Genomic DNA, 2,879 nt, shown 5'->3' with positions numbered 1-2,879 from the left:
CCGGGGCGGCGAGGCCCCGCAGGCCGACCCGGACGCCGCGCCGCTGGCCGTGGATATCCGGGTGCTGGGGCTGTGGCGACCGGGCCGGTTCATGAAAAACCTGGGCCTGCACCTGGCCGCCACCCGCGCCCTGCGCGAACTGCCCCGGACCACTGTCAGCGTCAGCTTCGGCAACATGGCGGGCTGCCACATCCACAGGTCGGGCGGGCCGCACCGCGACTTCATGCGCAACAGCCTGGCGGCGCAACGCTCGCCCCTGCGGCGGTTCACCAAGGCGCTCTCGCGCCTGCTGAATCCCAACAACCTGCTGATGACCGTGCTGGACCGCAAGATATACAACCACCCGGCCACCCGGCGCATCATCGCCATTTCGCAGAACGTGCGGGCCGCCGTGGCACGCCAGTTTCCCCATTCCCCGGCCACCGTGGTGGTCATCCCCAACGGGGTGGACACCCGGCGCTTCAACGTCCGCCGCCTCACCGACCTGCGCGGCGAATCCCGGCGCCTGGTGGGGCTGCGCGAAAAGCACCGGGCCATCGGATTCTGCTCCAGCAACTTCGAGCTCAAGGGGCTCGACCGGCTCATCGCCGCGCTGGCCCACCTGCCCGAGGAATACGTGCTGGTGGTGGCCGGGGGGCGGCGCAGCCGCAAGTATGCCGACTACGCCGCATCGCTGGGCGTGGAAAAGCGGGTGGTCTTCCTCGGCAAGGTCAAGGCCGCCGACATGCCGCGCTTCTACGCCGGGCTCGACGTGCTCTGCCACCCCTCGTTCTACGACACCTTCGGCAACGTGGTGGCCGAGGCGCAGGCCATGGGCGTGCCCACGGTGACCACCCGCGCCACGGGCGCCTGCGACCTCATCGACGACGGACGCACGGGCCGGGTGCTGGACCAGCCGGAACCGTGGGCGCTGGCCAACGCCATCTTCGATCTGCGTGACGTGGAGGCCGGTACGGACTTCGGCTGCGTGGAAGACGACGAGCAGGTCTTTGCCCGGTATCTGGAAGTCATCGAAGCCGTGCGCGCGGAACTGGCCGCCAACGCAAGGGATTGATACCCAACGATGATCCATCTTCCGCAAGGCACACGCAAGATGGCCGCCGCTCTCAGGGAGCGGCGGCCATCCTTTCGTCAATGTCCGGCATCACCGGCAAACAGGAAACAACGCCCGTCGCCTACTCGACAAAGCCCTCATGCTTGCCGCGCGGCGGCCTGCGCATGAACCACACGCAGAAGAACAGCAGCAGGAAGATGGCCCCCTGCGAAAAGAAGGCGTCGTTGAAGGCCAGGGCGGATGCCTCTCGCTGAAGCAGCTGATAGATCACCACGCGGGTGCGTTCGGCAAGGTCGGCCACCTCTCCAAGCTGCATGGCCAGCCCGTTGCGAATCTGCTCGAAACCCAACTCGTAGGCGGGGGAAAGGGGCGTCATGTCTTCCGCCAGCACGCTGTGGTGGTACTGGGTGCGCCGGGCCAGCAGCGTGGTGACGAAGGCCACCCCGAACGAGCCGCCCAGATTTCGCAACAGGTTGTACAGGGGTGATGCGGTGTTCATGGCCTCGCGCGGGACGTAGGCGAAGGTGACCACCGACAGCGACACGAAGAAGAACGGCATGGCGATGCCTTGCAGCACACGGGCGAAGGCCGCCGTGCCGAAGTCGATGTGCAGGTTGAACCCGGCCATGATGTGCAGCGAATACGCGCACACCAGCATGCCGAAGGCCAGCATCCAGCGGGCGTCGATGCGTTCGGTCAGCTTGCCCGCCACGGGCATGAACACCAGCGCCAGCATGCCGCCCGGCCCCAGCACCAGCCCGGCAAGGTAGGCGGTGTAGCCCATCAGCCCTTGCAGGAACAGCGGCAGCAGCACGATGGACCCGAAAAATGCGAAAAACCCGAAAAACATCACCACGTTGCCGATTGCAAAGCTGCGATTCTTCAGAATGCGGAAATCCAGCACCGGCCTTGGATGGCGCAGTTCCCAGAACACCAGCCCCACAAGCGACACCGCCGAAACCACGGTCAGGGTGGTGATGAACGGCGAGCTGAACCAGTCGTCCTGCTGGCCCTTGTCCAGCACGATCTGCAACGCACCGATGCCCGTGGTCAGCAGGGCAAGGCCCAGGTAGTCCACCATCTCGCCGCGCTGGCGGCGTTCCATGTACGGCGGGTCGAACAGGAAGGCCCCGGCCAGGTACAGCGCCAGCAGCCCCACCGGCAGGTTGATGTAGAATATCCACCGCCAGCTGAAGTTGTCCGTCAGGTAGCCGCCCATCAACGGCCCCAGGATGGGGCCCAGCACCACCCCCACGCCGAAGATGCCCATGGCCATGCCGCGCTGCTGTGGCGGAAAGGTTTCCATCAGGATGGCCTGCGACATGGGCTGCAGCCCGCCGCCGCCAAGCCCCTGAAAAATGCGGAACAGGATGATCTGGGCCAGGCTGGTGGCCGCCCCGCACAGCAGCGAACTGGCGGTGAACACGGCGATGGACAACATGAGGAAGCGCTTGCGCCCCATGAGCCGCGCCAGCCACCCGCTCATGGGAATGACGATGGCGTTGGCCACCAGGTACGAGGTGAGCACCCAGGTCACCTCTTCCTCGCCTGCGGCCAGACTGCCCTGAATGTGCTTCAGGGCCACGTTGGCCACGCTGGTGTCCAGGATTTCGATGAGCGTGGGCACCATCACCGCCAATGTGATGAGCCAGCGGTTGACCGATTCGGGATCTTTGGACATGCGGGGCTGCCGTACCGGCTACTGCCTGGGGGCCGACGGGGCTGGCTGGGCCGGGGCGGTGGCGTTGGTCATCCCTGGTGCCAGGCCCGGTGCCAGGCCCGACGCGGAACCCGTGCCGTTGGCGGCGGGCTTCGCCGCCTGTCC

At 66.5% G+C, this 2,879-nt stretch carries 2 protein-coding genes; one reads left to right on the top strand and one right to left on the bottom strand.

What is annotated here, in order from left to right; genetic code table 11:
• Nucleotides 1-1,054 (top strand): glycosyltransferase (locus FVW20_RS11645; protein WP_196609742.1); only part of this gene is annotated, 1,054 nt, incomplete at its 5' end.
• A 121-nt stretch (nucleotides 1,055-1,175) separates the two neighbouring features.
• Here the strand turns inward: FVW20_RS11645 and FVW20_RS11640 are convergent.
• Complete coding sequence (locus FVW20_RS11640; protein WP_196609741.1) at nucleotides 1,176-2,735, bottom strand: DHA2 family efflux MFS transporter permease subunit; 1,560 nt, start codon at nucleotides 2,733-2,735, stop codon at nucleotides 1,176-1,178.
• Nucleotides 2,736-2,879 lie beyond the last annotated feature (144 nt).

The organism is Nitratidesulfovibrio oxamicus, assembly GCF_015731765.1.
GTDB classification, from domain to species: domain Bacteria; phylum Desulfobacterota; class Desulfovibrionia; order Desulfovibrionales; family Desulfovibrionaceae; genus Cupidesulfovibrio; species Cupidesulfovibrio oxamicus.
The sequence above is the reverse complement of the archived record's forward strand: the minus strand, read 5'-3'. Positions and strand labels throughout refer to the sequence as shown.

Coding starts and splice junctions, on each gene's coding strand:
- FVW20_RS11640 (WP_196609741.1), bottom strand. CDS start 2,735: ATGTCCAAAGATCCCGAATCGGTCAACCGCTGGCTCATCACATTGGCG.